Genomic DNA, 24,386 nt, shown 5'->3' on the forward strand with positions numbered 1-24,386 from the left:
AACCCGAGATCAGCGCTCGTCACCCCTGGGGAACCCCCCGGTTCGCCCCGCGTGGGACCGGGGGCGACGGGGGTGCGGTCGGCGCGGAGTACGGCGTTCCGACCTGGGTGGTCTCGTGCTTGTGGCGAGGTTCGGGCGTCCAAGCCCGCTGCAAGGACGCGGCGGAGGGGCGGGTCGGTCGCGGCCTGGCGGGACGCCTCGGGGGTCCGGCTGTCGCTCCCGGGGCTGGCTTCCTCCGGTGTTTCCACTTTGTACTAGTCTCTTTGCTAGAACAATCATGGGTGCTCCGGGAAACGGCGCACCCGAGGACCAGCGTGGGGGGACGATGGACGACTCCGGGGCCACAACCGCCAGAACCGCCGCGACAGCGGTACTCAACGCGGCCGGAAGCGAGTTCCGCTACGTCGCGCTCGACCGGCTGCTCACCCCCGACGAGCTGGACCGCACGCCCTACACGGTCCGCGTCCTGGTGGAGAACGCGGCCCGCCGGGCGCCCGAGGCCCTGCCCGCGGTGCTCGCCCGCGTGCGCTCGGGCGGCGGGGACTGCGAGGTCCCCTTCCACCCCAACCGGATGATGCTGCACGACACCACGTGCCTGCCCACGCTCACCGACCTGGCCGCCCTGCGCGACACGGTCACCGAACTGGGCGGCGACGCCGCGGACGTCAACCCGGTGATCGCCACCGACCTGGTCGTGGACCACTCCGTGATCGCCGAGGCGCACGGTTCGGCCGCCGCCTTCGCCCGCAACCTCGACATCGACTTCCGCCGCAACGCCGAGCGGTACGAGTTCGTCAAGTGGGCCGAGCGCAGCGTGCGCGGCTTCCGCGTGGTCCCCCCGGGCCGGGGCATCATCCACCAGGTCAACATGGAGACCCTCGCCCGCGTGGTCTGGCGCGAGGACGGTGGCGACGGCCCCGACCTCCTGTACCCCGACGTCCTCGTGGCCACCGACAGCCACACGCCGATGATCAACGCCATCGGCGTCCTGGGCTGGGGCGTGGGCGGCCTCCAGGCGCAGGCCGCCATGCTCGGCGAACCCGTGATGCTCAACTTCCCCGAGGTCGTCGGCGTCCGGCTCACCGGGAGCCTGCGGCGCGGCGTCACCGCCACCGACCTGGCGCTGACGCTGACCGAGCTGCTGCGCGCGACGGGTGTCGTGGACGCGTTCGTGGAGTTCTGCGGGCCGGGGATCGACGGCCTGTCCTGGTCGGCGCGCGCGGCGGTGGCGAACATGGCGCCCGAGTACGGCGCCACGTGCGCCTACTTCCCCTACGACCGCGAGGTCCGCGACTACCTGCTCCTGACCGGGCGCGAGGACGGGCACGTGGAGGCGGTGGACGCCTACATGCGCGCCCAGGGGCTGGTGCGCGGCGCGGACTCCCCGGAGCCGCGCTTCGACCGGCTCGTGGAGTTCGACCTGGACGCGGTGGAGCCCTGCCTGGCCGGGCCGCACCGCCCCGACCAGCGCGTTCCGCTGTCCCGGGTGCCCGCGTCCTTCCTGGAGACCGCCTCCGCGCCGGAGAGCGTTCCGGCCCCGGACACGGCGGCGGGCCCGGCCGCGGCCTCGGACCTGAACCCGGACACGGGCGCGACTCCGGCACCGGCTCCCCGTCCCGGCTCGGACGGTGCCGCGGGCACCGCGACGGGGGAGGACGTCTTCGGCGAACCCCTCCCGCGCGGACCCGTGGGCATCGCCGCCATCACCAGTTGCACCAACACCGCCAACCCCGCGCTGATGATTCAGGCGGGTCTGCTCGCGGCACGGGCCATGGAACGCGGCCTGCGCGTCAAGCCCTGGGTCAAGACCACCCTGTCCCCGGGATCGCGGGTGGTGGTCGGCTACCTGGAGAAGGCCGGGCTGATGGAGCCCCTGGAGGCGGCCGGTTTCCACACCGTCGGCTTCGGCTGCATGACCTGCATCGGCAATTCCGGACCCCTCGTCCCCGCACTGGAGGAACTGGCCGGGGAGGGACTGGAGGCCGCGGCCGTGCTGTCCGGCAACCGCAACTTCCCCGGCCGGGTCAACCCGCGCGTCTCGCACGCCTACCTGGCCTCGCCGCCCCTCGTCGTGGCCTACGCCCTGGCCGGAACGGTCCTGCACGACTTCGCCGCCGAGCCGCTCGGCCGCGACCGCGACGGCGATCCGGTGTACCTGGCGGACCTGTGGCCCGACGACGAGGAGGTCGCGCGCGTCGCGGAGAAGGCCGTCGACCCGCAGGCCTTCCGGGAGAACGCCGCCGCGGTCTGGGAGGGCACCGAGCAGTGGCGGGCGCTGGACGCGGCCGGGAGCACGCACTTCCCCTGGAGCGAACACTCCACCTACATCCGCCGACCGCCCTACCTCACCGGCGTGCGCCCCGAACCCGGCAGCGAGGTCCGGGTCGAGGACGCCCGGGTCCTGCTGTGGCTGGGCGACCACGTCACCACCGACCACATCTCACCGGCCGGGGCCATCCCCCGCAACAGCCTGGCCGGCGCCTACCTGCGGGAACGGGGCACCGAACCGCGCGACCTCAACCAGTACTCCACCCGGCGCAGCAACCCCGAGGTGATGCTGCGCGGCGCCTTCACCAACCCGGCCGTGGCCAACCTGCTCCTGCCGGAGGGCGAACGCGGCAGGGGAGGGCACGCCCGCGTCCTCGACGGCTCGCGCGTGGAACCGGTCTTCCACGCCGCCGCGACCTACCGCGAGGCCGGGGTGGACCTGGTGGTCCTGGCGGGCCGGTCCTACGGGACGGGGTCGAGCCGCGACGTCGCGGCCAAGGTCCAGGCCCTGCTGGGCGTGCGGGCGGTGATCGCGGAGAGCTTCGAGCGCATCCACCGCAGCAACCTCATCGGCATGGGGGTCCTGCCGCTGCTGTTCCCCGAGGGGAGCACCGCGGCCGACCTGGGGCTCGACGGCAGCGAGCGCCTGACCGTCCTCGGGCTCGGCGGGATCGGGGTGGGGGTGACGCCGCTCGTCCTCAGGGTCACCGGGGCCGACGGGAGCGCGCGGGAGCACACGGTGCTGCTGCGCCTGGACTCGGGGCACGAGGTCGCCTACCTGCGGCACGGGGGCACGATGCCCTACGTGGCGCGCCGCTTCGCGGACCGCCGTCCCGTCTGAGGCCGTCCCCGTCCGGCGAACGCCCGCGCGCCCGGCCCGCCGAACCGGGGGCGCGGCGGGCCCGGCCGTGGCCGCGCGCGTGCCGGGGACCGGCCACGGGACGGCCGCCCGTCACAGCAGGGCGGGCGGCTCCGCGCCGATCCCGGTCTTGATCCACCGGACCCGGTCCAGGTGCGCGTACAGGGCCCGGGAGGCCTCCTCGGTCCGCCCCTCCTCGAGCAGGTCCATCAGGAGCAGGTGCTCGCGGGCCTGGTGCACCATCCGCGTGCGGTCCACCTGGTGGCGGTACTCGATGAGCCTGCGCACCCGGTTCTGCCGACGCACCGCGTCGAGCAGGACCGGGTTGTTCGCGCACCCCACGAGCATCTCGTGGAACTCCGCCCCCGTCTGGAACAGGGTGCCGCGCGCCGACGACAGCGCCCTGCCCCGCACCAGGCCCTCCTGGCGCTCCCGGTGGAGCGCGAAGGCCTCCGCGTCCACCGCGAACCCCGGCTCCAGCAGCGCGGCGGGTTCCACGATCATCCGGAACCGGTAGCTGTGGTCGTGCCCCTCGGCGGTGGACAGCACCTCCTGGAACTCCCAGCCGCGGCCCGTCCGCCGCCGCACCAGGTCCTCGGCCTCCATCCGGACCAGGACCTGCTGCACGTGCCGGGCCGCCACCCCGTGGCGGCGCGCGATCTCCGCGGCCGTGAACTCCCGGTCGAGCCGGTCGTTGAGGAAGTCGTCCACCACGCGGAAGTACAGGTCCTCCTGCCCGTCCCGCTCCGGAACGGCGTCCACGGAGGCCAGTTCGCTGCCCGGCCGGGCGAGGAAGTACCCCCGGTTCGGGATGTGCTCGACGATCCCCATCTCGTCCAGCAGCGCCAGCGCGCGCCGCACCGGGGACCGCGACACCTGGAGCCGGTCGGCGATCCACTGCTCGGTCAGGTGCGCGCCCTCGTCCAGGCCGCCCGTCCGCGCCAGCTCGCTGATCTGGGTCGCGAGCGAGAGCGCGAGCGCGGAGGCCCGGCCGTCCGCGCTCTTCCTGGCGCCCGTCTCGACTGCTCCGGTCATGCGCGTTCCCGTCGTGTGGCTGCGTTCCCTCCCTATGATGCCGGTGCTTTCCGGCCGGGGGCGCGGATGCCCGGGCGTTCGGGGCCGGGCCTCGGGAGCGGGCGTCCGGGGTCGGGCCCGAACGGGTGTCAGGAGCCGTTCAGCTCGCGGGCCAGGGCCTTCTCCAGCCAGGTCCGTGCCCGGTCGAGGTAGTCGCGGGCGACGGAGGTCTTGGCGCCCCAGGAGTCGAACCCGTGGGGAGCGCCGGGCTCCAGGTGGAAGGTCGTGTCCACGCCGGCGGCGCGCAGCCTGTGCGCGTACTCGCGGGACTCGTTGTGGAACAGGTCGATGTCGCCGACGCCGATCCAGGCGGGCGGCAGGCCGCTGAGGTCCTCGCGGCGTGCGGCCACGGCGTAGCGCGGGACCGTGGCCGCGCCGGGGTCGGTGCCCAGGTAGGAACGCCAGCCGAAGCGGTTGACCTCGTTGTTCCAGATGCGGTGGCGGACCCTGTCCAGGTCGCGCCGGGCGGCGGTGCGGTCGTCGAGCATGGGACACAGCAGCCACTGCCCGACCGGTTGCGCGCCGCCCTCGTCGTGCAGTCGTTGGACGAGCGAGGCGGTGAGGCCGCCGCCCGCGCTCTGACCGCCGATCGCCACGCGCGCGGGGTCCACGCCCAGGGAGGCGGCGTTGTCCTGGAGCCAGGTCCAGGCGGCGTGGCAGTCGTCCAGGGCGGCGGGGTAGGGGTCCTCGGGGGCCATGCGGTACTCGGCGGAGACGACGGTGACGCCCAGCTGGCGGGCGGTGGCGTTGCACAGCGGGTCGTCCTGCACGGCGCGGCCCATGACCAGGCCGCCGCCGTGGATCCAGACGAGGGCGCCGTCCGAGTGCTTGTCGTCGGGGCGGTAGACCCGTACGCCGGGGGCCGCTTCCTCGGGGAGTTCCATGGTGACGCCGGGCAGGTGCTGGGCGTCCAGGTCCTCCATCAGCTTGCGTGTGAGTCGCAGGGCCCAGGGGCGGTGTACGGGGACTTCCGGTGAACGGAGCAGGGGGCCGCGCAGCTCCGGTGCCACCCTCGACAGCCTCATGGCAGCGGTCCTGGGACGGTGGTCGTCGGCACGCGGTGCCTCCCTCGGTTCGCGGGCGGGCGAGCGGGGCGTCGCGCCGTCCGCCGCCGGGCGGCGCGGATGCCGTCCGGAGCATACCGGAACGGGGTGTGGCGGTGGATGCCCTGGTCGCGTGCCCGGACATCCGGCGGGGCCCGCGCCCCGCGAGGCGATCCTGGAAGGCGGGGGTGCGGCGCCCCGGCGGCCCTTCCGGGGAGTTTTCCCGGAAGGGCCGCCGCGTTCCCGGAGTTTCCTCCGCTGCCCCGCGTCTTCCACGCGGTTCCACACGGACTTTCACGCCCGCGCGCGGACACCGGGCAGGACTGGCCGGAACCAGGCCATGACCAGCGCAGCCCTGGAACCTACGCGCTGTACTGGTACGCCGGGTAGGTCAGGTAACCCCGGTCGCCGCCCTGGTAGTAGGTCGCCTCGTCCACCGGCGCGAGCGGCAGCCCGGTGCGCAGCCGCTCCACCAGGTCGGGGTTGGCGATGAACGCGCGGCCGAAGCTGATGAGGTCGGCCCCCAGCCCCAGCCAGTGGTCGGCCTCCGCCCGGCCGACCTGCTTGGGGCCCATGGGGAGCACCGGGTTCATGATGAGGGCGCCCGGCCAGGCGCGGCGCAGCTCCAGCAGCAGTTCCTCGTCGGCGGTGGCTTCGAGGTGGACGTAGGCCACCCCGATCCGGGCCAGCTCGGCCAGCAGCGCGGTGTACAGCTCACGCACGCCCGTCTCCTTCACCCCCCAGAACCCGGCGCCGGGGGAGAGGCGGATACCCGTGCGCTCCGCCCCCACGGCGTCGGCGGTGGCGGCGGTCGCCTCGACGGCGAACCGGATCCGGTTGGCCACCGAGCCCCCGTAGGAGTCGGTGCGCAGGTTGGCGTTGTCCGAGAGGAACTGCGAGATCAGGTAGCCGTTGGCCCCGTGCAGCTCGACCCCGTCGAACCCGGCGGCGACCGCGCGGCGTGCGGCCCGGGCGTAGGACTCGGCCTGCTCGGGGACCTCGGCCTTCTCCAGCGCACGCGGCACCGGAACGGGCTGGGGGCCGCTCGGCGTGAACACGTTGCCCGTGGCCGCGACGGCCGAGGGGCCGACCGGCCGCGTTCCGGTGGTCTCGGGGTGCGAGACGCGTCCGCCGTGCATGATCTGGGCGAAGACGCGACCGCCGTTGGCGTGCACCGCTTCGGTCACCGGCTTCCAGGAGGCGACCTGCTCGTCGGTGTACAGCCCCGGCGTTCCCGGGTTGGACTGCCCCACCAGGCTCGGCTGCACCCCCTCGGAGACGATCAGCCCGGCGGTCGCGCGCTGGGCGTAGTACGCCGCCATGGACGGCGTCGCCAACCCGCCCTCGGCGGCGCGGACGCGGGTCATCGGCGCCATCACGACCCGGTTGGGCAGGTGCAGGTCGGCGAGCCGGTAGGGCTGGAAAAGGCTGGTCACGACAGGTTCTCCTCCGTGGGCGGTGTACCCCGGTCGGGTACGTCGACTACGCTAAAACCTCACATTGATGTGAGGGGCAAGCGGTTGTGCCGCAGGTCACGGGGGAGGAAGTCGTGCGCATCGGGGAACTCGCCAGGCGGACGGGCGTGAGCGTCCGGTCCCTGCGCTACTACGAGGAGCAGGGGCTGCTCACCAGCGCCCGCAGCGACAGCGGGCAGCGGCACTACACCGAGGCCGCCGTCGAGCGCGTCGCCTTCGTCCAGCGGCTGTACGCCGCCGGGCTGTCCAGCCGCACCATCGCCGAGGTGCTGCCCTGCGCGGAGGCGCCCAGCGAGGGGAACTCGGACGCGGCGATCGAGCGCATGGCCCAGGAGCGCGACCGGCTCACCGAGCACATCGCCGAACTGGTGCGCACGCGCGACACGCTGGACGGCCTGATGGAGGCGGCCCGCGTCTACCGGAAGCGGTTCCGCTCCGGCGCCGCCGCCTGACGCGCCCCCGCCTTTCCCGTCCCGTCCCGGTCCGTCCTGTCCCACTCCGTCTGGTCCGGCCCCATCGGTCGACGGGGCCGGGCCCGGGCATCGGTCAGCAGCGGTAGGTGGTGCCGTTGGCGGCGTTGCCCCAGTTGCAGGAGCTGATGGTGCCCGTGCTGGAGTTGTTGTCGGCGCTGCCCGGACGCTTCAGGCGCAGGTCGGGGTTGCGGCTGGTGCTGCTGTTGAGCAGGACGTGGCGGTCGTAGCCCCGGTAGATCTGGTGGTAGCCGTTGGAGTCGCGCCGGTGGGTGCCCCTGCCGGTGCGCACGTAGGCCGTCGCCCCCGCGGGCAGGTTGTAGGAGGGCAGCGGCCGCCCGTAGGTGTTGGTGGTGATGTCGGGGACGTACCCGCCCACGTTGACGGTGCGCGTGGTGACGTTCCTGATGAGGAAGTACTCCCCGTTGACGTTGCTGGAGGTGTCCGACCCGGCGGCGTTGGGGCGCACCTGGGTGACCATGAGCGCTCCGGTGGTGGAGGCGGCCTGTGCGGGGGCCGACAGCAGTGAGGCGGCGGTGACGGCGGCCGCGATGATCGCGGCGGCGCGCGGGGCAAGACGTGGCATGGACGCTCCTGAGGGGCTGATGGAAGCGTCATCGTTGCAGGAGTCATGCCTCATGCGCGGTCTTTTGAAAGTATTTGGCCTGGTTTGGCCAACGTGTACACCGGTCCGGTGGTACCGCGTCCGAGGTCGTGTCGATCAGTGCCGTCGCTGAAGCCGCCGAGGCCGGGGCCGAGACTCCGGCGCGCCCCCCGGGTGCGTCCCGCGGTTGTCGGCCCCGAAGACGCTGTCAGGGCGGACCCGGACAGGCCCCGGCGGGGCGCGGGTGGGGAACGCGGGCCGTGGGAGCCCCGCGCCGGTTCGCCGCCGGTCAGGAGAAGAGGACGCCGTCGAGCATGGCGACCAGCTCCTCGGCCGCCGCGAGCGGGTCGTAGTCGGGGTGGTCCAGGTGCTCGGCCACGATCGCGTCCATGCCGCCGCCGACGATCAGCGCCGTGGTGCGCAGGTCCGGCCCCTCCGTGCCCGAGTCCGCTCCGCGCGCCCGCCGGGCGGCCGCCATCAGGTCCGCCAGGGGGCGCCAGCGCTGGCTGGAGCGGCGGTCCTCGTCGCTCACCGCCGCGATGACCACCCGGGTGTGGCCCGGGTGGTCGCGCAGGTAGCCGACCATCGAGCGGATGTAGGCGGCGGGGGCCCGTTCGGCGTCGGCGCTCTCCACGGCCCGGCCCACGTGCTCGACCAGACTGCTGAGCGCGCTCTCGTGCGCCGCGCGCACCAGGGCGTCCTTGGAGCGGAAGTGGTACAGCACCGCCGCCTTGGTGATGCCCGCGGCCTCGGCGATACGGGCCAGCGAGGTGGCCGCGTCCCCGTGCTCGGCGATGAGCCGGACCGTCACGTCGATGAGCTGCGCGCGCCGCGCCTGCTCGGTCAGGGTGGGCCTGCGGGGCTCGCGCTCCTGTCTCCGTGTCGGCCCTTCTGGCTGCTCGTGCCTGTGTCCGGGTTCCTGCGACCGGGGGTTCTCTCTTGTCATGACTCCAGAACTTACCGTATGGTCAGATTACTTACCAATCGGTTAGGGGCTGTCATGCAGAAGAAGAAGCGCAACCGGTGGATCATCGTGGCGTGCGCCGTGGTCGTCGCGGTGCTCCTCGCCGCGATCGCCCTGCGCACGCCCTCCCCGGTGGGGCACTGGCGCTCGGCCGAGGGGCGGGAAGCCTTCATGCGCACCTACGAGGCGGCGATGGCCGACCTGCCCCGACCCGACGCCGAGATCGACGTGCGCACCGACTACGGAGTCGTGCGGATGTACCGCTTCGAGGGCGCGGGGGACCGGGAGGAACCGCTGGTCCTGCTGCCCGGCCGGGCGGCGCCCTCGCCGGTCTGGGCGGACAACCTGCCCTCCCTGCTGGAGGTCGCGGACGTCTACACGATTGATCTGCTGGGCGAACCCGGCATGAGCGTGCAGGACCGGCCGATCGAGGACGACGCCGACCAGGCGGCGTGGCTGCACCAGGCCCTCGACGGCCTGCCCGAGGAGGGGTTCCACCTGGTGGGGCTGTCGATCGGGGGCTGGTCGGCGACCAACCTGGCCGTCCGCGAACCCGCTCTCGTGGCCTCGGTGACGCTGGTCGACCCGGTGTTCGTCTTCGACGACATGCCCCTGGAGGCGGTCCTGCGCTCCCTGCCCGCCTCGCTGCCCTGGCTGCCGCGCTCCTGGCGCGACGGCTTCAACTCCTGGACCGCGGGCGGCGCTCCGGTGGAGGACGTCCCGGTCGCCCGGATGATCGAGTCCGCCATGCAGAACTACGCGCTCAAGCTGCCCCCGCCCGGCCGGATCAGCGAGGAGGCCCTCACGGACCTGGACATGCCCGTGCTGGCGTTCGTCGCCGGACGGTCGGTGATGCACGACCCCGACACCGCCGCGGCCACCGCCGAGCGCGCCCTGCCGCACGGCACAGTCGAGGTCTACCCGGAGGCCTCGCACGCGATCAACGGCGAGTACCCCGAGGAGGTGGCCGCCGACATCGACGCCTTCCTGGACGGGGCCGACCGGTCCTGAACCGGGCGCCCACAGGCCTCGGGACGGGTGCTGACCGTCCCGGAGCCGGGCGCCGAGCGACCCCGGGACGGATGACGACCGGCCCTGGGGCCAGCGGCGCGCTTGCTCCGGGGCGCGCTTGCCCCGGACCGTTCGCGGGCACCACACGGACATGCCCGAACGCACCGAGGACGGACGCTACGTCGTGGTCTCCGGTCGCCGTTGGCGCGCGAGCGACCCGCAGTTGCCGGAACCGGTACGCGAGCGCCTGGTGAGATACCTGATGTCCGCGCGCAGGGACGTGGCCGCCGCGCTGCGCATCGGGGATCCGGACGCCGAGGGGCGTGCGCGCGCACGCATGGCCCTGGCCAAGCACGGCCTGGGCGAGCGCGGCACGCCCTGGTGGGAGCTGGCGGAGGCCGACCGCCGGCACCGCTGGGAGGAGGCGCTGCGCCGCCTGGACCCCTGAGCGGCGGCGCTGAGGACGCACGACGCGGGCCGAGGACGGCCCGGGCGCCGCCGTCGCGCCAGGGGAGGGCGAAGGGCACGGGTGTAGGATGGAGACCGAGCGGGGATGACATCTCGTTCAGAGGGAGCCCGGCTCGCCGGGTCAAGGGTATGACGATGACACACGGTCCGGACTTCGAGGTTCGGACCGCCGTGCCCCCGGTACCGGCCCGGGAGCCGCGCCCCTTCCCGCCTACCCGTGACGCGCGCACCGCGCTCATGTTTCTTCGTCCGGAGCGGCCTAAGCACGACCCGTCCGCCCTGGGGATTGCGGAGCACTCAACTCATGGCTCCTTTCACGCAACACCCGCCCACCGTCGCCGACACCCCTCCCTCGGTCCCCAGGCTGAGGCTGAACTCCACCCCGTACCGCGGCGCCGTCCTGGACGGCGGCTGGTGGCCCAGGTCCGGTGACCCCGTCGCGGAACTGCCCGGACTGGTCCTGGCCCTCGACGCGTACCGGGGGACCGTCCACGGGCTCGAACTGGGGGTGACGGGCTGGCGGACCAGGCCGGAACTTCTCGCGGTGGCCGGACGCGCGGTCCACCTCTCCTGGTCGCTGGACATGCCCGCGGACCTCCTGGTCGCGGTCGCGTGCAACGGTTCGCGCACCCGCCTGTTGGTGGTTCCCCCCGGGACGGGGGCGTTCACCGCCTCGTCCGCGCTCGACCTGGCGGCCCTGGCCACCAACACCGCCCGGGCCTCGGAGATCATGGGCGTCGCGAGCACGCTTCCCCCTCCTCCCAGGACGGCGCCGGAGGAGAACTGGGAGTCCGAGGGCGGGCTGCTCCACGAGGCGGAGGTGCCCGCACGGACGTCCCGTCGGCCCAGGAGCACAGAAGCCGTGCCGCGGGAGGAACACACCGGTCCCCGACAGGTGCTCGTCCGGGTCCGCGGCGAGATCGACCTGGCGACGGTCCCGTCGTACCGCGACGACCTGTTCGACGCGCTCCGCACGGACGCCGACAGGGTGGTCGTCGACCTGTCCGGGGTGACTTTCTTCAGTGCGGCGGGCGTGTCCCTGCTGGCAGCGGCGTGGATACAGGCCGAAGCGCTGGGTGTGGACCTGAGGCTGGCGGCTCCGTCGGAACAGGTCCGCAGAGTCCTGGGACTCCTCGGAACGCACGAGCTCTCGCCGGTGTACGCGACGACGGAGGAGGCCATGCTTGATGACCGAAGGTGACCAGACGGATTCCGCCAACGCCACGCGCACACGACAGCGGAGGGGAAGCGACTTCGCCGTCCTCTCCCGGACCGTGGACGAGTCCGGGCTGCTGAGAAGGAGACCGGGCCACTACGCGCTGCGCATCGCCGTCACACTGACCCTGCTCGCCGCGACCTGGACGGCCTTCGTGCTGATCGGGCCCTCCTGGTGGCAGATGCTGACGGCCGCGGTGCTCGCGGTGCTCTTCACCCAGACGGCCTTCATCGGGCACGACGCCGGGCACCAGCAGGTCTCCGCCAACCAGAGGGTCAACCGCCTGATCGGGCGGATACACGGAAACCTGCTGGTGGGACTGGGATTCGGCTGGTGGGTCGGCAAGCACGACCGCCACCACGCGCACCCCAACCACGAGGGAAGGGACCCCGACATCGCCGGGGCCGCCCTGGCCTTCAGCCGGGACCAGGCGCTCCTGCGCCGACGGGGACCGGCCCGGTGGCTGGCCCGCAGCCAGGCGTGGCTGTTCTTCCCGATGCTGCTCCTGGAGGCCTTCCACCTGCACGTCGCCTCGGTGCGCGAGCTGGCCGGGGACACGCTGCCGGTGCGGACCCGCGTCCTGGAGGGCGCGCTGCTGGCGCTCCACCTGGGCGGCTACCTCACGATCGTCCTGCTCACGCTCACCCCGCTCCAGGCGCTGTGCTTCGTCCTGGTGCACCAGGGCCTGTTCGGCCTGTACATGGGGTGCTCCTTCGCGCCCAACCACAAGGGCATGCCCGTCCTCGAAGAGGGGACCAGGGCGGGTTTCCTGCGCCGCCAGGTCCTGACCTCCCGCAACATCCGGGGCGGGCCGCTGACCGACCTGGTCCTGGGCGGGTTGAACTACCAGATCGAGCACCACCTGTTCCCGTCGATGCCCAGGCCCAACCTGCGCCGCGCGCAGCCGCTGGTCCGGGCCGCGTGCGAGCGGTACGGGCTGGCCTACCACGAGACGGGCCTGCTGCACTCCTACGCCGAGGTGCTGCGGCACCTGCACAGGGTGGGCGGACCGCTGCGCCCGGAACTGGAGTACTGAGCCCCCTCGGCCCGTGGCGCGGCGGTTCCGGCACGCGAGCCGCCCGGGACCGCGCACGTCCCGTGGGACGCCCGGCGCCCCACCGGGCGTGGGAAGGCCCCGGCCAGCGGACTTCACCGCTGGTCGGGGCCTCCTGTTTCTCGGGTGCGGGTGCGGGTGCGGGTCCGGGGACCGAACCGTGGCGGGCGCCTCGGTCGCGTCAGCGCACCCCGGCCGCGGCGCCGGTTACGGCGTGACCCGCTGGCCCCCGAAGGTCACCACCAGGGTGCCGTCGGCGGCGTAGGACCAGTCCAGGCCGCCGTCGTAGGAGGAGCACCGCGACCCGTTCGAGCCGGACCAGAACTGGTTGGAGCCGTCGGCGTCGCCGATGATCCGGTCGTTGGAACCGCTGTCGCACGAGGTGTTGCCGCGGAACACCGAGGAGCCGTCGTCGAAGTTGAAGTTGCGCTCCTCGTTGCCGATGCTGACGTTGTCCGACACCGTCATCGAGCCCGGGTTGCTGTTGTAGGTGAACCCGTGCTTGCCGTTGTCGTAGGCGATGTTGCCCGTGATGACGTGGTCGACCCCGATGTCCTCGCCGCCGAGCTTGAAGCCGTTGCGGTCGCCGTTGCCGGCCTGGGAGCCGTCGCTGAGGATGCCGTTCTCGTAGGCCAGGGAGTCCTCGATGGTCACGGTGCCGATGGGACCGGTGTCGTCCTTGGTGTAGAGGTCCCAGCCGTCGTCGATGTTGTTGTGGGCCACGGCGTAGCGGAAGACGTTGCCGGGGCCGGAGGTGAGCTTGGCGGCGAAGCCGTCGGCGTCCTCGCCGTCGGAGTCGGCGTTGTCGTGCGACTCCGCGCTCAGGACGAGGTTGTGGGCGGGCCAGTCGCTCTCGGGGGTGCTGGAGACGCGGCGCGAGAGCTGGAGGCCGGTGTCGCGGTTGAAGCGGGTCACCGTGCGCTCGATGACGTTGTGGCTGCCGCTGACGAAGATGCCGTTGTCCCCGGCGTGCTCGACGACGATGCCCTCGACGTGCCAGTAGGACGCCTCCAGCGCCAGGCCGCGGTTGGCGGAGTCCTCGCTCTGGGCGGAGAAGTTCAGCACCGGGGTCTCGCCCGGGTAGGCGGACAGCTCCGTGCGGTTTCCGGAGGTGCCGTCCTCGCCCAGCGGGATGGTGACCGTGTCCGAGAAGGAGTAGGTCCCGCCGCGCATGTGGATCGTCCCGCCGGGCTCGATCCGGTCGATGGCCGAGGTGAGCGTGGTGGGGTCGGACTCGGTGCCGTCCGCGCCCGCGCTGCCGCCCGGGGCCACGTACAGCGCGTCCGAGGTCGGCGGGTTGCCGTCGTCGCCGCCGTCGTCGTCGCCTCCGCCGTCGTCGCCTCCGCCGTCGTCGCCTCCGCCGTCGTCGCCTCCGCCGTCGTCGCCACCGCCGCTGGTCTCCACGTCGAGGTAGTCGACGTTGGGCATGCCCTGGGAACCGGTCGGGTCGAACCGGATGGTGTTGGCGCCCTCGGCCAGCTGGACGGTGAGCGTCTTGGTCGCCCACGCGTCCCAGTCGCCGGTGCCCTCGAAGGAGGCCGACGCCGCCCGGGAGCCGTTCACGAGGACGTCGGCGGGGCGGGCGGAGGAGGTGCCGTTGGCGAAGCGCACGGTCAGCGTGGCCGTTCCCGAGGCGGGGGCGTTCACGCTGAACTGCACGTGGGCGCCCTCCTCGTTCTCGGTGTCGCAGAACCCGCTGCCGGAGTAGCCCGGCCACTCGGTCTCGATGCTGCCGTTGCAGGAGGCCGAGGAGCCCTCGGCCTCGTAGCGGGTGGTGGCGGCGTGCGCCGCGGTGCCGGAAAGCGTGACGAGCGTGCCTGCCAGCAGGGCGGCGCACGCGAGGGCGGGTCTGGTTCTCATCGTTCGTCTCCAGGGGGGTTGGTGCGTCTGACCAGTGGGACGTTGGACGGAAGGGTCGGGAGGAGGGAGCCGGGGGCGGGCGCCCCCGGGTGCGGACGGTGTGGCACGGCCGGTGCCGTGCGGTCGGCGCGGCGCGGAAAGTGCGGCGCGGTCGGTCACGGGGTGGTGCGGACACGGGGCCGGCCGTGCCGGTGGACGGTGGCGCCCGTAGTTCGGAAAGCGCTTTCAAACGAGAAGTTAAGTGTTCGTTCCCAGCGCGTCAACGGTCTTGTTCTCCGGGCGCTTTCGTGTTAATAGCGCGGAGTTCCTCCTGCTCGGAGCGGTGGCCCTTTTCTCGCAGGTGCTCTGTGTCAGGGTTCGTGGCGCTCGGTCGCGGTGGCGGTGGTGCGCGGGCAGCGCGTCGAGGCGTCCGTTTATGTGTCCGCTGGGGGGTCAGAGGCATGAGTGGCGAACGGTGTTTCGGTCGTGTTCGCGCGACGTGCTTCGCGAGGGTGTTGACCTGGCCTGACGGCATGGCCGGAGACGTCGAACCAGGTGATACGGAAAGCCCTTACCAGGACATTGGTGAACGCTGGCACCGTCATCCCGCGCCCCGGCATCGTCTCGTGAGTCCCGCGCCCCAGGGGCGGGCCCCGGTGACCCCCTCGGCGATCGGCTCGGCGTCGCCGTCCCCGATCAGCCTCAGGTCACCGGCCAGCCGATGACCTCCTCAGGGGGCGGGACCGCTGGAGCTCGGGCCCCGAGGCGGTCGGTGCTCCCGGGACTGTTGAGGTCTCCGGGGCTTGCCGAGGTGCCCCAGGCCTCCGAAACCGAGGAGGCCCGGGGCCTATGGGGTCTCCGGGGCTCCCGGGGATTCGCTGCTCTCGGGAGCGTCCGCGACCCGCCACGTGCGCAGGCGTCCGCACATCCCGAAGGCCCGGGGCCCCGGCCTCGGCTCGGTGCGCACCACGGCCGCCTCCCGCATGATCCCCGGATCGCCCCCGGCCAGCGCCGCGAGCTGCTCCCGGGTGCGCTCCACCTCCCGTTCCACGCCCTCGCGCCAGATCTCCCGCCACTCCCGCACCCTCGGGCGCACCACCTCCGCCGCGAGCCGGTGGAACTCCTCCAGCGCCCCCGCGCCCTCCTCCCGGACCGACGCGACCAGCTCCCAGTAGCCCCGCAGGGCCAGGTCGCGCCGGGCCCGCGCCCGCTCCGCGCGCAGCTCCTCGGGCCCCTCCGAGGGCAGGGCCGCCGCGGCGGCGTAGGCCCCGGGGTCGGCCAGCACCCCGCGCGGGAAGGTGAACACCGCGTCGCCCGCCTCGGGCAGGCCCGCGTTCTGCATGACCACGGTGATCTCCAGCCCGCCGGAGTTCACCAGCCGGTGCACCGTGCCCGGGGCGAACCACAGCACGGCACCGGCCGCGAGCGGGTCGGCCGCGACGCCCCGCGGGGTGACCGTGTGCACCTCGCCCTCGCCCGCGACCACCACGTAGGCCTCCGACGACGCGGTGTGGACGTGGGGCGTGCCGCCGTGCAGGCCGTCGGGCGCCTCCCAGTCGTAGACCCGCAGGCCGCTGACGGCGGTGCCGCCGGGGAAACGGGGTGTGTTCACGGCGTGTCCTCCCCGGGCGCGTACTCCCGCGCGAGCGCACCGGCCTCGTCGGCGGCGCACACCCGGTCGACGAACACCAGGCGGTGGCGCAGGCCCAGGGTGTGCTCCGGTTCCAGGACGATCTCCTCGTCGAAGGACGGCGAGGGGCTGAACACGGGGAAGGGCTCGGTCCGCACGAACCACCTGATCGGGACGGCGGCGCTCGTGGTCCCGGCGTAGGCCAGGACGGTCGCGCCCCCGTCGATCTCGTCGTGCTGGCCGCTGAAGGCGATCCAGCCCGCCTCCGTGCCCATGACGTCGGCGCCGGTGAGGCCGGTCGCGCTGACCACGTCGCCGCCGGTCCACGACCGGGGGCCGCGCCAGAAGAGCCCCGTGTAGCCCGCGGCGGCGCGTCCGTGGGTGGTGGGGCTGCCCAGTTCGAGGGTCTTCCCGCGCACGTTGGTCAGCGAGGACGCGAAGTCCAGCGCCCAGATCCCCCGTTCGCGGTCCGCCGAGTGGAACCGGTGGGTGCGCACCTCGGCGATCCACCGCTCGCCGCCCGAACTCCTCCAGGCCAGGCGCTCGGTGACCGAGACGCCGTCGCCGTCGCGGGCGACGGAGGTGAACCCCTCGTGGCCGATGCCGCCGTTGTTGCCCAGCCACCGGTAGCCCTCGCCGCGGACGAAGGTCGGACCTCCCCAGAAGTTCTGTCCCGAGACGTGGGACCAGGTCATCTGGAGGCCCTTGTGCCACCGGTGGTCCCACGGCCGGAACGCGGTCAGCGGCGCGCCGCTGAGGGTGCGCAGGGGGTGCAGGTAGGGCTTGGGCGACTCGGTGGCGGGGGCGTCGGGGCGCAGCACGTAGCGCGCGATCTCGACTCCGCCCACCGCCACGGTGAGCGCGTCGTCCCCTTCGGTCAGGGTGGGGGTCTCAGACACCTGTGGTCTCCTCCGTCCTGGTGAGGACGGCCGCGGCGGTGTCCGCGTCGCCCCCGTGCATCGCGTGGTAGAAGCCGTCGTCGGGGGTCAGGTCCCGGCGCCGCGCCGTCGTGCCGGTCAGGGCCGACCGGTACATGCCCGTGACGAGTTCGAGGGCGCGCCGCCCGTCGGGGCCGCTGGCGCGGGGCCGCTCCCCGCGTTCCATCGCGTCGAGCAGCGCGGCGAGCTGCGCCCGGTGCGAACTCGGCTCGTCCTCCACCGGCGGCCAGGACGCGACCGCGTCGGTGTCGCGCACGTGCGGCGCGGGGGTCCAGCGCCAGTGCGCGTTGTCGTAGCCGTAGAGGTGCTCCAGCTCGACGGTGGCGTGCTCGAAGTCGAAGCGCAGGTAGCTGGTCTCGCGGGGGGAGAGCAGGCTGTTGGCCACGGAGACGGTCGCGCCCGACTCCAGTCGCACGATCGCCATCGACACGTCCTCGGTCTCGGTGGTCCGGGCGGTCGTGGACATCACGGCCGTGACCTCGGACCAGTCGCCGAGCAGGGAGAGCATGAGGTCCATCTGGTGGATGCCGTGGCCCATGCTCGGGCCGCCGCCCTCGGTCGCCCAGCGTCCGCGCCAGGGGACCTCGAAGTAGTCCGGGGCGCGGAACCACAGGGTGTTGCACACGCCGACGAGCGGGCGGCCGAGCGTTCCCTCTGCCAGGTGGCGGCGAAGGCGCTCGGCGCCGGAGCCGAACCGGTGCTGGAACACGTAGCTGACGAAGGGGCCGCCTCCGCCGCCGGGACCGGATTCGCTCCCCTCGTGGGCGCAGGCCTCGTCGTACTCGGCCAGGGACAGCGCCGGCGGTTTCTCGCACCACACCCAGCACCCGGCGTCCAGGCTCGCGATCACCGCGTCCTTGTGCGCGACGGGCGGCGTGCACACGATCACCAGGTCGGGGGACTCGGCGCGCAGCAGGGCGTCGAGGCCGGTGTAGCGGCCGGGAACGCCCCACTCGTCGGCGGTCGCGGCCACGCGGGAGGCGTCGAGGTCGGCCAACGCGACCACCTCGACCCTGTCCCCCAGGGCGGCGAGCGCCGGCAGGTGCCTGCCCCGGGTGATGCCGCCGCTTCCGACGACGGCTACGCGAATCGGTGGTCTGGGACTCGGCACTGGCACACCCCTCGGATCACGAACCCATGGTGAACGTTCACTTTCTGCGGCCGGGTCTAAAATAGTGATCGTTCACATCCACCGTCAAGACCGATCCCGCCGACGGACGCCGCCGACGGGCCCGCCCGAGGAGGAGCCGATGGCCGAGCCCGAACCGCCCAGGCGCCGACCGACCATCATGGAGGTCGCCCGCCTGGCGGGCGTCTCCCACCAGACCGTCTCGCGCTACCTGCGCTTCGAGGGCGGGCTCAAGGAGGCGACCCGCGAGCGCGTCGACGTCGCGATCCGGGAGCTCAACTACCGTCCCAACCTCGTGGCCCGGTCGATGCGCACGCGCCGGACCGGGCGCCTGGCGATCCTCCTTCCCGGTGTGCCCGGCGCCAACCCGAGCCGGTTGCTGGCCGGGGCCATCGCCACCGCGCACGCGGAGGGGTTCGTCGTCGAGGCGGTGAGCGTGGACGGCGGGGTCGGGGCCCGGACCGAGCGCATGCTCGAACTCGCCGGGTCGGGCCAGGTGGAGGGCGTCCTGTCCCTGGCCCCCGTCGCCCCCGACAGCCTCCGGGGCGCGGACGAGGGCGCCTCCGTGGTCGTCTCCGCCGACTACGACGACGAGATGCGCGGTCTGGGCGAGATCGCCGACGGGTCGGTCGTCGCCGACCTCGTCGAGGGGCTGGCCAAGGCCGGGCACCGGCGCTTCCTGCACGTGTCCGGCCCCCTCCAGTACGCCTCGGCGCGCGGGCGCAGGCGGACCTACCTGGAGGCGGTCGAACGCCTGGGGCTGGAGTCCCACGGCGTGTTCGACGGCGACTGGTCGGCCGAGTCCGGCGCCGAGGCCGTGCGCTCCCTGCCCGAGGACAGCGGGGTCAGCGCCGTCATCGCGGGCAACGACGTGGTCGCGGCGGGCGCGGTCCGCGCGGCGGTGGAGCGCGGGTGGAGCGTGCCGGGCGACCTGAGCGTGACGGGGTGGGACAACAACCCGGTGGGCGCCTACCTGTCGCCCTCGCTCACGACGGTCGACGTGGACCTCGAACGGCTGGGCGTCAACGCCATGCGCCGCCTGGTCGCGGCCGTACGGGGCACGGTGGCGGAGGTCGGACGCGAGCCGCTCAACACGATCCTGTGGCGCGAGTCCACCGGACCGGGCCCCTGGCGCTGACGGGCCCCGAGCGCCCGCGGCTGACCCCGGGGAGCGCACCGGGGGTCCGGACCGCCCTCCGCCCCGCACATGTGACTGTGCGATGTGACACCGCGTAGGTAACGGCGTAGGACGTGCGTGTTTCGGAAATGTCGCGCGCCGGGCGGTCGTTGTGCACATGCCTATCGCCGCGTGCCCAATCCGATGCGAATCGCCATTGTTCGCCAGCTCACAGTTGCTGCAACCTGGAAGGAAATCCCAGGTGGGGGCGGCGTGAACCGCGCGGCACCGGCAGACGCGGAAGCGCGCGCGTCCGCCCCGGCGCGGGCGGGTCCACGCCCGCCGCCGAGCCCGCGCGCGGTGCGTCCGCCGCGACCGTCCCGACCGCTGCACCCCATGGAGAACGCCTCCAGCATGCTCGACCTCAAACTGACCAACGCCCGCATCCGCACGGTCGACGACGACCGGCCCTTCGCCACGGTGCTCGGCATCGCCGCCGGGCGCGTCCTCGGACTGGACGAGGAGGTCGCCGACCTGCCCGCGCGCAGGACGGTCGACTGCGGCGGCGCCGTGATCGTCCCCGGGTTCGGGGACGCGCACAACCACATGGCGTGGTTCGGACAGTCGCTCGCCGAGCTGGAGCTGGAGACGGTGTCCACCCTGGACGCCCTCTACGACGCGGTCGCCCGTGCGGCCGCGACGCTGCCCGAGGACACGTGGATCGTCGGCTCCGGCTACGACGACGCCCTGCTCGGCGCCCATCCCGACCGCCACGGCCTCGACCGGGCCGGGGGCGGCCGACCCGTGTGGCTCAAGCACCGCTCCGGCCACATGTGCACCGTCAGCAGCGCGGTTCTGCGCCAGGCCGGGATCGACACCGCCGTGTCCGACACCGCCGCGGCCGACCCGGACGGGGGAGTGATCGTCCGCGACGGCGCGGGCGCCCCCACCGGCCTGCTCCAGGAGCGCGCGCAGGAACTGGTGACCGCGCTGGTCATGCCCTACCCGGTGACCGAGCTCGCCGACGCGCTCGCGCGCGCCTCCCGGGTCTACGCCTCCGAGGGCCTCACCCACGTCGTGGAGGCGGGCATCGGGCGCGGGCTGATCGGCCGCACCCCCGTGGAGGCCGCCGCCTACCAGCTCGCCCGCGACCGGGGCGAGCTGCTTCCCCGGGTCGAGCTCATGGTCGCCGCCGACAACATGCACCCGCTGGGCGGGCACGCCGACGACGGGATCGACACCGGCATCGACCTGGGGCTGCGCACCGGCTTCGGCGACGACCGGCTGCGCCTGGGGCCGATGAAGATCTGGCTCGACGGATCCCTCATCGGCCGCACCGCGGCCGTCACCGAACCGCTCTGCGGGCACGGCCACGGCGTGTACCAGAACTCCCCGGAGGAGATGCGCGCGCTGGTCGTGGCCGCCCACCGGGCCGGATGGCGCGTGGCCGCGCACGCCATCGGCGACGACGCCGTCGACGTCGCCCTGGAGGCGTTCGCCGAGGCGCAGCGCGCGCTGCCGCGCCCGGACGTGCGCCACCGCATTGAGCACGCGGGCGTGGTGCGCCCGGACCAGCTGCCCCGCATCGCCGAGGCGGGCCTGGTCCCCGTGCCCCAGCCCCGGTTCCTGTACGCCCTGGGCGACGGCATGGCCGCCGCCGTGGGCCCGGACCGCGTGCCCTGGCTCTACCGGCACCGCTCCTTCCTCGACCACGGGCTGCGCGTTCCGGGCAGCTCGGACCGGCCGGTCGCCCCGGGTGCGCCGCTCCTGGGCATGGAGTCGATGGTGGAGCGCATGACCGCCTCGGGGACCGTTCTGGCCGCCGACGAGCGTGTCAGCGCCGAACAGGCCCTGCGGGCCTACACGATGGACGCGGCCTGGGCCAGCCACGACGAGCACCGCCGGGGCAGCCTGACCCCGGGCAAGCTCGCCGACCTGGTGGTCCTGGACCGCGACCCCGTGGACACCGCGGAGGAGGGCATCGGCAGGATCCGCGTCCTGGCGACCCTCGTCGGCGGGGAGTGCGTGCACGGGGCGGACGACCTCGACGGTCTGACCTGACCCGGCTCGGCCGGACCGGCGAGGTCCGGCCCGACCCGGCCTGACACGACCCCGGCCCGGTCCGATCCGGGCCCGGTCCTGCCCGTGTCCGACGGGCGGCACCGGGCGGACGCCCGCCCGGCCCCGTCCCATCCCCTGAACACCGCGCCGCCGCCGGCGCGGACAGCGAATAGGAGAAAGCAACGATGAGTGACCTCGACCCAGAGGCGACCGGGGAGCGCCCGGCACGCGGCGGGCCGGTGGTGAGCGGTCGCGAGGCGGGCCGGATCGCTTTCGCGGCCTTCGTCGGCACCGCACTGGAGTGGTACGACTACTTCCTCTTCGGCACGGCCGCCGCGCTCGTGTTCAACCGGCTGTACTTCACGACGCTGGACGCCACGGCCGCCACCCTGGCCGCGTTCGCCACCTTCGGCGTCGGCTTCGTCGCGCGCCCCCTGGGCGCGGTGCTGTTCGGCTGGATGGGCGACCGGATCGGACGGCGACCAGCGCTGCTGATCACCGTGGTCTCCATCGGTGTGGCCACCGGCCTCATCGGCCTGCTGCCCGACTTCGCCTCGATCGGCATCGCCGCTCCGCTGCTGCTGGCCCTGCTCCGGCTCGTGCAGGGCGTCGCGGTCGGCGGCGAGTGGGGCGGCGCGGTGACCATCGCCGTCGAGCACGCCCCGCCGGAGAAGCGCGGGCGCTACGCGGCCCTGCCGCAGATCGGGTCGCCCGTGGGCACCCTGCTCTCCTCGGGCGCGTTCTCGCTGGTCCTGCTCCTGCCCGCCGAGCAGTTCGACTCCTGGGGCTGGCGCCTGCCGTTCCTCGCGGCCTTCCCGCTGCTGCTGGTCGCGGTCTACATCCGCCAGAAGGTGGAGGAGTCGCCGGTCTTCGAGGAGATGGAGAAGCAGGAGGCGCGCTCCAAGGTCCCCGCGGTCGACGTGTTCCGCCACGCGTGGGGCAGGCTCCTCATCGCGATCGCGTCCGCCATGCTGGGCGTCGGCGGCTTCTACGTCATGACGACGTTCGCCATCAGCTACGGCACCGACACCCTCGGGCTGTCGCGCAGCCTCATGGTCAACGCCACCCTGGTCGCCGCGGTGGTGCAGATCGGCGTGATCATCTACTTCGGGCGTCTGGCCGAGAAGCTCGGGCCCGGGCGCGTCACCATGTGGGGCGGTATCGCCACGGCGGTGATCGCCTTCCCGGTGTTCTGGCTGATCGACACGACCTCGCCGGTGCTCGTGGTGCTGGCGGTGGCCGGGGGCGTGGGCTTCCTGTCCATCGCCTACGCGGTCTCCGGCGCGCTGCTCACCGAGCTGTTCCCGGCGAACCTGCGCTACAGCGGCGTCGCGCTGGCCTACAACCTGGCCGGTGCCCTGAGCGGCTTCCTGCCGTTCATCGCGACCGCCCTGCTGGAGAGCGCGGACGGCCGGTCCTGGGTCGCCTCGGCGCTGTTCCTGGGGATCGCCCTGGTCACGGCGGTCGGCGGCTTCTACGGCGAGCGGCTGCGCGTGCGCGACGACGTGGTGGTGCGCTGACACCGCAGGAGGGAAAGCGACGGGCGGTGACCGGTAGCCCCGGTCACCGCCCGTTCCGCCGTCCTGGTCCGTTCCGCACCGCGCACGGGGCGTCGGCGGGTACCGCGCCGCCCGGTGGCGGGGCGGCCGTCCTTCCCGGCGCCGGGTGCCCGTGTTCGTGCTTCGCCCCCGGACGCGGCGAGGGGCCCGCGCGACGTCGCGCGGGCCCCTCGGTGCTCTCCGGCCCAGGGGCCGGGCGGTGCGCTCACGCGCGTCCGGGCGTGTAGGACCCGTCGGCGGCCAGCTCGCCCGCGCCGAGCCTCCGGACCACGTCGGTGAGCACCGCCAGGCCCGCGACCAGGTCGGAGTCCTCGGTGTACTCGCCCTCGTTGTGGGACACGCCCCCGACCGAGGGGACGAAGAGCATGACCGTGGGCACGCGCTCCTTCATGTTGATCGAGTCGTGCCCGGCCACGGTCATGACCTCGCCGCTGCTCAGGCCCAGGCTCCGGGCGCTGGCGCGGGCCAGGGCCACGCCCTCGGGCTGGTAGGGGTTGACGCCCCAGGAGTGGGAGAGGGCCTGCTCCACGGTGACGGAGGCCGCCGCCTCGATGCGGGCGACCTGCTCCTGGAACAGCCGGTCGGCCTCGGCGAGCACCTCCTCGTCGTGCGAGCGCAGGTCGAGCAGCAGCTCGACGCGCGAGGGCACCACCACCGGCGAGTTCGGGTAGACGTCGAACTGTCCCACGGCCGTGTGCAGGACCCCGGGGAACCGGTCGGCCAGCTCGCGCGCGGCCACGACCAGCATGGAGGCGCCCACGAGCGCGTCGCGGCGGTCGGCCATCACGGTCGCCCCCGAGTGCGCCTGCTCCCCGTGAACGGTGACCGCGTACTTGCGCGCGGCCCAGCTGGCGCTGACCAGGCCGATCGTGGTGGAGGACTCCTCCAGGACGCGCCCCTGCTCGACGTGGATCTCGGCGCAGAAGGCGGCCTCGGGACCGTCTCCCTCACCCAGGAAGCCCGTCGGGGCCAGGGCCTCGGCCACCGTGACCCCGGCCGCGTCGCGCGCGGCCAGCGCCGTCTCCAGCGGGAGCGCGCCGGTGTAGACGGCGCTGCCCATCATGGAGGGCGTGAAGCGCGAGCCCTCCTCGTTGAACCAGTTCACGACCGCGAGGTTGTACACGGGCGCGGGGGCTCCGGCGGCGGCGTCCTGCTCGGCGATCCGGAAGACGGCGTGGGCGGCGGCCAGCACGCCGTAGGCCCCGTCGTAGCGCCCCGCCGTGGGCTGGGAGTCCATGTGCGAGCCGACGACCACGTAGGGGGCGCCCGGCACCCGCTCCAGCAGGCCGAACTGGTTGCCGACGCGGTCGTAGACCACCCGCAGCCCCCGCCCGACCAGCAGTCCCTCCAGCCACCGCCGCTGGGCGATGTCGGGCCCGGTGGCGGCCTGCCGGTCGACGCCCCCCGACGGCGTGGCGCCGAAGGCGCTCATGGCCCGGAAGTCCTCCAGGAAGCGGGCGTCGGCGGATGCCGCGTCCTGTGACGGGCCCTGTTCGTGTGCGGTCATGGCGGTGTTCCTCTCGGAGAACGTCGGGTCGCGGAGGCCGGGCGTGGGCCACGTCCATCCTCGCCACGCGCCCCGCGCCGCTCAATCGTCATCCACACAA

19 protein-coding genes are annotated in these 24,386 nt (G+C 73.5%); 9 read left to right on the top strand and 10 right to left on the bottom strand.

The features are described 5' to 3' along the window. Positions 1-325: 325 nt before the first annotated feature. The gene (gene acnA, locus EV372_RS19400; protein ID WP_130397130.1) at positions 326-3,109 is read left to right on the top strand and encodes an aconitate hydratase AcnA; all 2,784 of its coding nucleotides are present in this window, start codon (positions 326-328) and stop codon (positions 3,107-3,109) included. A gap of 111 nt (positions 3,110-3,220) precedes the next feature. On the opposite strand, the gene EV372_RS19405 is transcribed toward acnA, so the two are convergent. The 3 genes from EV372_RS19405 to EV372_RS19415 form a co-directional block, all read right to left on the bottom strand. After that, on the bottom strand, positions 3,221-4,162 hold the full coding sequence (locus EV372_RS19405; protein WP_130397131.1) for a GntR family transcriptional regulator: 942 nt from the start codon (positions 4,160-4,162) through the stop codon (positions 3,221-3,223). A 128-nt stretch (positions 4,163-4,290) separates the two neighbouring features. Beyond that, positions 4,291-5,226 carry an alpha/beta hydrolase gene (locus EV372_RS19410; protein WP_130397132.1) on the bottom strand — a complete coding sequence of 312 codons (936 nt, stop codon included), beginning with the start codon at positions 5,224-5,226 and terminating at the stop codon, positions 4,291-4,293. Positions 5,227-5,606: 380 nt separating this feature from the next. Next, positions 5,607-6,680, bottom strand: a complete 1,074-nt coding sequence (locus tag EV372_RS19415; RefSeq protein WP_130397133.1) for an alkene reductase — start codon at positions 6,678-6,680, stop codon at positions 5,607-5,609. Positions 6,681-6,793: 113 nt separating this feature from the next. Here EV372_RS19415 and EV372_RS19420 point away from each other — a divergent pair, with 113 nt between their 5' ends. Continuing rightward, positions 6,794-7,171, top strand: a complete 378-nt coding sequence (locus EV372_RS19420) for a MerR family transcriptional regulator (protein ID WP_130399004.1) — start codon at positions 6,794-6,796, stop codon at positions 7,169-7,171. Between the two features lie 94 nt (positions 7,172-7,265). On the opposite strand, the gene EV372_RS19425 is transcribed toward EV372_RS19420, so the two are convergent. After that, the gene (locus EV372_RS19425) at positions 7,266-7,775 is read right to left on the bottom strand and encodes a hypothetical protein (protein WP_130397134.1); all 510 of its coding nucleotides are present in this window, start codon (positions 7,773-7,775) and stop codon (positions 7,266-7,268) included. A 307-nt stretch (positions 7,776-8,082) separates the two neighbouring features. Next, complete coding sequence (locus EV372_RS19430; protein WP_130397135.1) at positions 8,083-8,739, bottom strand: TetR/AcrR family transcriptional regulator; 657 nt, start codon at positions 8,737-8,739, stop codon at positions 8,083-8,085. 54 nt (positions 8,740-8,793) lie between these two features. On the opposite strand from EV372_RS19430, the gene EV372_RS19435 reads away from it, so the two are divergent. The 4 genes from EV372_RS19435 (at position 8,794) to EV372_RS19450 (ending at position 12,488) form a co-directional block, all read left to right on the top strand. Further along, positions 8,794-9,768 (top strand): alpha/beta fold hydrolase, encoded by a 975-nt coding sequence (locus tag EV372_RS19435; RefSeq protein ID WP_130397136.1) that lies wholly within the window; start codon positions 8,794-8,796, stop codon positions 9,766-9,768. A 151-nt stretch (positions 9,769-9,919) separates the two neighbouring features. Then, the gene (locus EV372_RS19440) at positions 9,920-10,216 is read left to right on the top strand and encodes a hypothetical protein (RefSeq protein ID WP_130397137.1); all 297 of its coding nucleotides are present in this window, start codon (positions 9,920-9,922) and stop codon (positions 10,214-10,216) included. 324 nt (positions 10,217-10,540) lie between these two features. Then, positions 10,541-11,437 (top strand): STAS domain-containing protein, encoded by an 897-nt coding sequence (locus EV372_RS19445; protein WP_130397138.1) that lies wholly within the window; start codon positions 10,541-10,543, stop codon positions 11,435-11,437. Then, a complete protein-coding gene (locus EV372_RS19450; RefSeq protein ID WP_130397139.1) occupies positions 11,424-12,488 on the top strand; it encodes an acyl-CoA desaturase in 1,065 nt (354 codons plus the stop codon). Before EV372_RS19445 ends, EV372_RS19450 begins: the two co-directional genes overlap by 14 nt. 225 nt (positions 12,489-12,713) lie before the next feature. Here the strand turns inward: EV372_RS19450 and EV372_RS19455 are convergent, their stop codons facing one another. From EV372_RS19455 to EV372_RS19470, 4 genes are all read right to left on the bottom strand, one after another. Beyond that, complete coding sequence (locus tag EV372_RS19455) at positions 12,714-14,366, bottom strand: CBM35 domain-containing protein (RefSeq protein WP_130397140.1); 1,653 nt, start codon at positions 14,364-14,366, stop codon at positions 12,714-12,716. Between the two features lie 826 nt (positions 14,367-15,192). Further along, complete coding sequence (locus EV372_RS19460) at positions 15,193-15,957, bottom strand: cupin domain-containing protein (protein ID WP_130397141.1); 765 nt, start codon at positions 15,955-15,957, stop codon at positions 15,193-15,195. After that, positions 15,954-16,874, bottom strand: a complete 921-nt coding sequence (locus EV372_RS19465; protein WP_130397142.1) for a DUF6807 domain-containing protein — start codon at positions 16,872-16,874, stop codon at positions 15,954-15,956. The genes EV372_RS19460 and EV372_RS19465 overlap by 4 nt, the downstream gene beginning before the upstream one ends. Beyond that, positions 16,867-18,024, bottom strand: coding sequence for a Gfo/Idh/MocA family protein (locus tag EV372_RS19470; RefSeq protein WP_130397143.1), 1,158 nt, complete (start codon positions 18,022-18,024; stop codon positions 16,867-16,869). The genes EV372_RS19465 and EV372_RS19470 overlap by 8 nt, the downstream gene beginning before the upstream one ends. A 139-nt stretch (positions 18,025-18,163) precedes the next feature. On the opposite strand from EV372_RS19470, the gene EV372_RS19475 reads away from it, so the two are divergent. From EV372_RS19475 to EV372_RS19485, 3 genes are all read left to right on the top strand, one after another. Further along, the gene (locus tag EV372_RS19475) at positions 18,164-19,180 is read left to right on the top strand and encodes a LacI family DNA-binding transcriptional regulator (protein WP_130397144.1); all 1,017 of its coding nucleotides are present in this window, start codon (positions 18,164-18,166) and stop codon (positions 19,178-19,180) included. A 393-nt stretch (positions 19,181-19,573) separates the two neighbouring features. Then, positions 19,574-21,220 (top strand): amidohydrolase, encoded by a 1,647-nt coding sequence (locus tag EV372_RS19480; protein ID WP_130399005.1) that lies wholly within the window; start codon positions 19,574-19,576, stop codon positions 21,218-21,220. Between the two features lie 185 nt (positions 21,221-21,405). Beyond that, positions 21,406-22,740, top strand: a complete 1,335-nt coding sequence (locus EV372_RS19485; protein WP_130397145.1) for an MFS transporter — start codon at positions 21,406-21,408, stop codon at positions 22,738-22,740. Between the two features lie 244 nt (positions 22,741-22,984). Here EV372_RS19485 and EV372_RS19490 read toward each other — a convergent pair whose 3' ends face one another. Then, positions 22,985-24,286 (bottom strand): M20 family metallo-hydrolase, encoded by a 1,302-nt coding sequence (locus EV372_RS19490; protein ID WP_130397146.1) that lies wholly within the window; start codon positions 24,284-24,286, stop codon positions 22,985-22,987. Positions 24,287-24,386: the final 100 nt, after the last annotated feature.

The organism is Nocardiopsis sp. CNZ308 (genome assembly GCF_004217075.1).

Coding starts and splice junctions, on each gene's coding strand:
- acnA (WP_130397130.1), top strand. CDS start 326: ATGGACGACTCCGGGGCCACAACCGCCAGAACCGCCGCGACAGCGGTA.
- EV372_RS19405 (WP_130397131.1), bottom strand. CDS start 4,162: ATGACCGGAGCAGTCGAGACGGGCGCCAGGAAGAGCGCGGACGGCCGG.
- EV372_RS19410 (WP_130397132.1), bottom strand. CDS start 5,226: ATGAGGCTGTCGAGGGTGGCACCGGAGCTGCGCGGCCCCCTGCTCCGT.
- EV372_RS19425 (WP_130397134.1), bottom strand. CDS start 7,775: ATGCCACGTCTTGCCCCGCGCGCCGCCGCGATCATCGCGGCCGCCGTC.
- EV372_RS19430 (WP_130397135.1), bottom strand. CDS start 8,739: ATGACAAGAGAGAACCCCCGGTCGCAGGAACCCGGACACAGGCACGAG.
- EV372_RS19435 (WP_130397136.1), top strand. CDS start 8,794: ATGCAGAAGAAGAAGCGCAACCGGTGGATCATCGTGGCGTGCGCCGTG.
- EV372_RS19440 (WP_130397137.1), top strand. CDS start 9,920: ATGCCCGAACGCACCGAGGACGGACGCTACGTCGTGGTCTCCGGTCGC.
- EV372_RS19445 (WP_130397138.1), top strand. CDS start 10,541: ATGGCTCCTTTCACGCAACACCCGCCCACCGTCGCCGACACCCCTCCC.
- EV372_RS19450 (WP_130397139.1), top strand. CDS start 11,424: ATGACCGAAGGTGACCAGACGGATTCCGCCAACGCCACGCGCACACGA.
- EV372_RS19455 (WP_130397140.1), bottom strand. CDS start 14,366: ATGAGAACCAGACCCGCCCTCGCGTGCGCCGCCCTGCTGGCAGGCACG.
- EV372_RS19475 (WP_130397144.1), top strand. CDS start 18,164: ATGGCCGAGCCCGAACCGCCCAGGCGCCGACCGACCATCATGGAGGTC.
- EV372_RS19480 (WP_130399005.1), top strand. CDS start 19,574: ATGCTCGACCTCAAACTGACCAACGCCCGCATCCGCACGGTCGACGAC.
- EV372_RS19485 (WP_130397145.1), top strand. CDS start 21,406: ATGAGTGACCTCGACCCAGAGGCGACCGGGGAGCGCCCGGCACGCGGC.
- EV372_RS19490 (WP_130397146.1), bottom strand. CDS start 24,286: ATGACCGCACACGAACAGGGCCCGTCACAGGACGCGGCATCCGCCGAC.